Genomic DNA, 6,127 nt, shown 5'->3' on the forward strand with positions numbered 1-6,127 from the left:
GAGATCATCCAGGTGGCAAAGATGAAGAAGGTGGAGGCGATCAGGGCACCTTCCAGGCCCCAGGCCATGAAGATGGCGCCAGAGGCGACGGTCCCGACCAGGCGTCCGCCGGCATTGGCCATGTAGTAGAAACCGACTTTCATCGCGACGCGGTCGGCCTCGGCGTAGTCGAGGATCAGGAAGGAGTGGACGGCAGAGTTGATCGCGAACACCACGCCGAACACGCCCAGCCCGACCATCAACACCCAGGCCGGATCCAGGCCGGATTCAAGCCCGATCACGATGGCAATCGGCAGGAGCATCAGGATGAAGGCCCACAGGCGCGCGGTGAGCCCGGTCGGATGCACCCCGCCCCGGCCCAGAAGACGCGGCACGGAGGCCTGCACGATGCCGTAGCCGATCACCCACAGCGCAAGGAATGCACCCACCTGCATGTGGTTCCAGTCCAGCGTGGCGCTGAGAAACACCGGCAGCGCAACCACGAACCAGACATCGCGCGCGCCGAACAGGAAGAATCGTGCGGCCGAGAGCACGTTGATCGCGGCGGAGTTGGAGAACATCTGGGTGAACTTCGGCTTGCCACCGACACGCCCCAGCCCGCGCGGCAGTCCCACCGCGGAGAACAGCATGACCAGCGCCAGCATCCCGGCCAGGATAACCAGCGCCATCCGGAAGCCCACGCTGTGGAGCAACGCCCCGCCGACGAAGAACCCCACCCCCTTCAACGCATTCTTGGAGCCGGTGAGCACCGCGACCCAGCGAAACAGTCGCCCCTCCCCATCCCCGGCGACCAACTTCACCCCGGACTTCGCGCTCATCTTGTTCAGATCCTTGGCGATCCCGGACAGGGCCTGGGCGAACATCACGTAGGCGACCCCCAGCCAGGCCTCGGGCACCGTGAGCATCAGCAGGGCCGCCACCTGCAGCAGCGTCCCGCCGATCATCGTGGTGTTCACCCCCAGCCGCGCGGCCAGCCAGCCACCGGTCAGGTTGGTGATCACCCCGAACAGCTCGTAGAACAGGAACAGGAAGGCGATCTCCAGCGGGCTGTAGCCCAGCTGGTGGAAGAACAGCACGACCAGCATGCGGATCGCACCGTCGGTGACGGTGAACGCCCAGTAGTTCGCGGTGATCCGCGCGTAGGCGCCCAGCCCCAGGGTGGGCGGCCCGCCCGGGTCCGGCTGATCGGCCGCGCCGCTCACGACAGCCTCAAACCCCCAGCTTGGCGACGCGGGCGACCAGCTCCACCAGCCGGTTCGCGTAGCCCCACTCGTTGTCGTACCAGGCCAGCACCTTCACCTGCGTGCCGTCGACCACCATGGTCGACTGGGCATCCACGATGGACGAGCGCGGGTCGGTGCGGAAATCGCCGGAGACCAGCGGGCGCTCCTCGTAGCCGAGAATGCCGTTCAGATCGCCGTTCGCGGCCTCGCGCAGCAGGCCGTTGACCTCCTCTACCGTGGTCTCGCGTGCGGCCTCGAAGGTGAAATCCGTCAACGATGCGTTCATCAGCGGCACGCGCACCGCATGACCGTTCAGCCGCCCGTTCAGTTCGGGAAAGATGTCGCCGATCGCCTTCGCCGAACCGGTCGTGGTCGGGATCAGGTTCAGCCCGGCCGCACGGGCCCGGCGCAGGTTGCCGCGAGGCAGGTCCACCGGCGACTGCGTCGCGGTCATGTCGTGCACGGTCAGGATCGTGCCGTGGCGGATCGACAGCGCCGGGTGCAGTACCTTCACCAACGGCGCCAGGCAGTTGGTGGTGCAGGAGGCGGCGGTCACGACGTGGTGCTTCGCGGGATCGTAAGCGGCGTCGTTCACGCCCATCACCACGTTCAGCGCCCGCGCGTCCTTCACCGGCGCCGCGACCACCACGCGCTTCGCACCCTGACCAAAATGCGGCTCCAGCGTGTCCATGGTGCGGAAGGCCCCGGTGGCGTCGATCACGATGTCCACGTCCGACTCGCCCCACGGCACCTGCCCCGGCTCGGCCAGGCTCGTGTGGCCCAGCTCGCGCCCGTCGATCCGGATCCGGTCCGCTGCGGCCTCGGGTTCGCGACCCCAGCGCCCGTGCACCGAGTCGAACTCCAGCAGGTGGCCGGTGACGGTCCCGTCGGCCGCGACCTCGTTCAGATGCACGATCTCGATGTCGTCCCGGTCCCAGGCGGCCCGCAGCGCCAGCCGACCGATCCGCCCCATCCCGTTGATCCCTACGCGCACCGCCATGGAGTCCCTCCCGCGAAAATTCGCGTCAGCATACCCCGCCCAAATGACAACCGCATGACGCCCGTGCGCTCAAAACCCGGCGCGTCAGTTGAGCCAGACGATACCGCCGTTGAGGTAGATGGCGAAGGCGACCCACAGCAGGTACGGCACCAGCAGCGCGCCAGCGATACGGTCGATGCGCCAGAAGGCAATCAGGGTGGCCAGGATCATCGGCCACAGGATCAGGATCTCGGCGAACGCCAGATCCGGGCGTTGCATGCCGAAGAACAGCATCGACCAGCCGAGATTCAAGGCGAGTTGAGCCAGGAACAACCCCAGCGCAATCCGGGCACCGTTCAGGCCGGCGCGCCGCCAGACATGCCAGGCGGCGAGGCCCATCAGGCCGAACAGCACGGACCAGACCGGGCCGAACACCCCGTCCGGCGGGTTCAGCGGCGGGCGCGTGAGCCCCGGATACCAGTCGCCGACCGAGAGACTGGTTGCCCAGCCACCCAGGCCTGCCACTGCAAACACCAGCACCATCCAGGCCAGCAGTCCGAGCATGTCCGTCACAAAAGAGCGCGGCCGCGGGCGCGTGGGACGGGCGGGATCGGGTGTTGTCACGGAATACTCCTTGTCCTCGGCGTGCCCGCTTCCGGATGCCCAGGTCGGCACATTCAGCAGGCTGCGGATTCGCCCCGAGGACTCCCTATCGAGCGATCACCTAGCGATCCGGGTGACAGACCCCGTCGTCGCAGCGCGAGCGCCAGCGATGGCGGGCAATCACGTTGTACACGCGATCCATCAGCCAGACAATCGGCGGCAGGCGGTGCAGCGCGCCACCCAGCCAGCGGTAGTACGGCAGATGCCGCCAGACCAGGACGAAGGCAAAGGCACCACTGCGAATGCGCCCTTCGGGGCTGATGGCATGCATGCGCTGCATGGCCTGGTCCCAGGTGATCCCCCAGTCCGCGAGCGGTGCCGCATCGGCGTGGATGTCGCGCCAGTCGACCGCATCGGCCGCATCCAGACGCTGGTAATGCCCGATTTCCCTGCGGCACAGCGGACACCCACCGTCGAAGAACACGATCGGACGGCCCGGGGCCCGCGGGTGCGATTCCGGGTCGAGTTCAGGCATGACCCACCGGCCCGGTCTGCTGGTGCTGCGCCTCGTTCAGCGACTTGAGCGCACGCTCCACCACATCCCGCGCGAGTCCCTGGGTCATGTCGGGATCGGCCGGGATCATCTCCGTGCGCACCGCCAGCGCCATCGCCAGGGCCTGGAGCACATCGCCGTTGCAGGTATCCCCGAGCACGCCGATTTCGTTGTCCAGGGTGTCGGTCAGGCGGTCGAGCAACTGCTGCACCCGCACCGCGGAGCCGGTTTCGGGGTGCAGGCGAAATTCGAAGGACACGGCCTCGCCGCTCGGTGTGACATAGCGATAGGGCAATACGTCCATGGCTCTCTCCTTCGCGAACGGTGGGCTTGGCGGGGCGAATTCCGGGGCCGGTCGACCAGCCCCTCCGTCATTGGGCCACGAAACCGGCCAACAGTTCGACCGGCACGCTACCGGCGGGCCGAATCGCCTCGCGGTTCCCGTCACCACCGGGACGCGACAGGCGTTATCCTTGCGGCTCATGAAACGCCGCTACCCGACTGTCGACTCCTCCTGCGCGCCCTGCGAGGCGATGGCACACTAATGGCCGCTCGCCGCAAGCACCGGCTGCTCTACTGGACGGGCGCACTGGCCACATTGGTGCTGGCACTGGGTATCGGGGCGATGCTCGCCCTGGTGGTACTTTTTGCCCGTGTCGACCCGCCCTACGGCATGGCCATGGTGGTGGCAACCGACCGGCAGACCGCCTCCAACCGGCGCCCGGACTGGCAACGCCTGGACGACCTGCCGCGGCACCTGATGCTGGCCGTCATCGCCGCAGAGGATCAGCACTTCCCCAACCACCGCGGCTTCGACTGGAGTTCGGTCCGCCAGGCCCTGGGCGATCACGTTCGCGGCGGACGCCTGCGTGGCGCCAGCACCATCAGCCAGCAAACCGCCAAGAATCTCTTTCTGTGGCACGGCCGCTCCTGGGCGCGCAAGACGCTGGAGGCCGGATTCACCCTGGGCATGGAGACCCTCTGGCCGAAGCGGCGCATCCTCGAGGTCTACCTCAACCTGGCAGAATGGGGTCCTGGCATTTACGGCATCGAGAATGCCGCCCAACACTATTTCGGCCTCTCCGCCACCGAGCTGGATCGCCACCAGTCCGCTCGCCTGGCCGCCATCCTGCCAAGCCCTGGCCGCATGAACCCCGTGCAACCCGGGCCACAGCTGGATCGCCGGATCGCCTGGGTCGAGCGCCAGATGGCCCAGCTCGGCATCGCCTGGCTGGATCCGATGTTGCTGGAATAGAGCCAGCGTACGCGCCCCCCCGAAATTGTGGCTCGGAGCTTCCAGCCCTTAGACTGCCTCGGATTGACTGACCGTACCGGGGGCTCGCAAGGACGTCCCGCCCACACATGGAGGTTTGCCGTGACCCATCTGCGCGCGCCACGTATCTTCTTCTCCCGCCTGCTGGTACTTGTCGCACTTTTTCTGGTTCTACCCCTCGGGGCCGTATCCGCGCAGGACGCCAGTCAACAGGATTCCGGCAACGATCTGCGCCAGATGCTCATCGACGTACTGGAGAGCGAGGAAGCCCGCGAAGACTTGCTCGAGGCCCTGCGCTCCGGCAACGGCTCCGACGCCGGGGACTCCAGCGCGGAGGACTCCACCACGGATGATCACCCGGTCGAATCCGGCGACGACGATTCCGTGGCGCGCCAGATTGCCCAGTTCACCCAGTCGCTGGCCGAAGGCGCCGTGGCCGAGGTCCGGGCCCTGAACGATATCGCCACGAACATCGCCGAGCGCGTCCGCGCGATCGAGCCGACCGTCTTCGCGACAGCCATGCTTCATCTCGCCATTATCATCGTGTTCACCGTGGTGGTGTTCCTGGTGCTGCGCTGGATGAGCACCCCGCTGTTCACGCGGCTCGACCGCTGGGCACTGAATGCCGCGGAACACATGCGCCTGATGCGGGCACTGCCGGCCGTGGTCCTGGCGGCCGCCATCGACTTCCTCGTCGTCATCCTCGCCTGGCTGGCCGGCTATGCCCTGGCGCTGTTCGTGCTGGGCGAGTCGGGCGAGATGAACACGCGTCATTCGCTGTTTCTCAACGCGTTCCTCCTGATCGAGGCCACCAAGGCGGCCCTGCGCCTGATCTTCGCCACGCGCTACCACGGCCTGCGCCTGCTGCCGATGGCCGGGGACGAGGCCACCTACTGGAACGCCTGGCTGGCTCGCATCGTGGGCTACATTGGCTATGGTCTGTTGCTGCTGGTGCCGATTACGAACAACCAGATCTCGTCCGAAGCCGGGCGCTCCCTGGGCCTGATCGTGATGCTGACGGCGTTCCTCTACGCCGCCGTGATCATCCTGCAAAACCGCACACGGGTGCATGCCCGCCTGATGGCCCTCGCCAACCGCGCGGATTTGGCCTTCACCCGCATCGTGACCACGCTGCTCGCGAAGTCCTGGCACTGGATCGCCCTGGTCTATTTCCTCTCCCTGGCCGTGGTCAGCATCACCCGCCCGGAAGACGCCCTGCCCTTCATGGCCAAGGCCACCGGGCAGACCCTGCTTGCCGCGTTCGTGGGTGTCTTTGTGGCCAATCTCCTGACCCAGTTGATCGGCCGCCAGATTCGGGTCCCCGAAGAGACGCGGGAGAAGTTCCCGTCGCTGGAACTGCGCCTGAACTCGTATATCCCGAAGGCGCTGCGGATTATGCGCCTGGTGATCCTGCTGATCGTGCTGGCAGTGATCGCGGACGCCTGGGGCGCCTTCAGCCTGACCACCTGGCTGGCCTCCGATACCGGCATGGCGGT

The 6,127-nt window shown here is 66.9% G+C and carries 6 protein-coding genes and 1 pseudogene; 2 read left to right on the forward strand and 5 right to left on the reverse strand.

Annotated elements, in window-relative coordinates:
* The 5 genes from arsJ to ACESLR_RS10475 all read right to left on the reverse strand — a co-directional run.
* Positions 1-1,202 (reverse strand): organoarsenical effux MFS transporter ArsJ (gene arsJ / locus ACESLR_RS10455; RefSeq protein ID WP_373067306.1); only part of this gene is annotated, 1,202 nt, incomplete at its 3' end.
* 7 nt (positions 1,203-1,209) lie between these two features.
* On the reverse strand, positions 1,210-2,223 hold the full coding sequence (locus tag ACESLR_RS10460; RefSeq protein ID WP_373023904.1) for an ArsJ-associated glyceraldehyde-3-phosphate dehydrogenase: 1,014 nt from the start codon (positions 2,221-2,223) through the stop codon (positions 1,210-1,212).
* 84 nt (positions 2,224-2,307) lie between these two features.
* Positions 2,308-2,766, reverse strand: a complete 459-nt coding sequence (locus ACESLR_RS10465) for a TspO/MBR family protein (RefSeq protein ID WP_373023943.1) — start codon at positions 2,764-2,766, stop codon at positions 2,308-2,310.
* 160 nt (positions 2,767-2,926) lie between these two features.
* Complete coding sequence (locus tag ACESLR_RS10470; protein ID WP_373067312.1) at positions 2,927-3,340, reverse strand: thiol-disulfide oxidoreductase DCC family protein; 414 nt, start codon at positions 3,338-3,340, stop codon at positions 2,927-2,929.
* On the reverse strand, positions 3,333-3,662 hold the full coding sequence (locus ACESLR_RS10475) for a hypothetical protein (protein ID WP_373023906.1): 330 nt from the start codon (positions 3,660-3,662) through the stop codon (positions 3,333-3,335). The genes ACESLR_RS10470 and ACESLR_RS10475 overlap by 8 nt, the downstream gene beginning before the upstream one ends.
* 240 nt (positions 3,663-3,902) lie before the next feature.
* Here ACESLR_RS10475 and mtgA point away from each other — a divergent pair, with 240 nt between their 5' ends.
* Positions 3,903-4,613: a monofunctional biosynthetic peptidoglycan transglycosylase gene (mtgA, locus tag ACESLR_RS10480; RefSeq protein ID WP_373023907.1), complete on the forward strand. Its 711-nt coding sequence runs from the start codon at positions 3,903-3,905 to the stop codon at positions 4,611-4,613.
* Positions 4,614-4,733: 120 nt separating this feature from the next.
* Positions 4,734-6,127 (forward strand): annotated as a pseudogene (locus ACESLR_RS10485) (mechanosensitive ion channel protein MscS); the annotation flags it as partial.

It is taken from the genome of Thioalkalivibrio sp. (assembly GCF_041685615.1).
Taxonomy (GTDB): domain Bacteria; phylum Pseudomonadota; class Gammaproteobacteria; order Ectothiorhodospirales; family Ectothiorhodospiraceae; genus Thioalkalivibrio.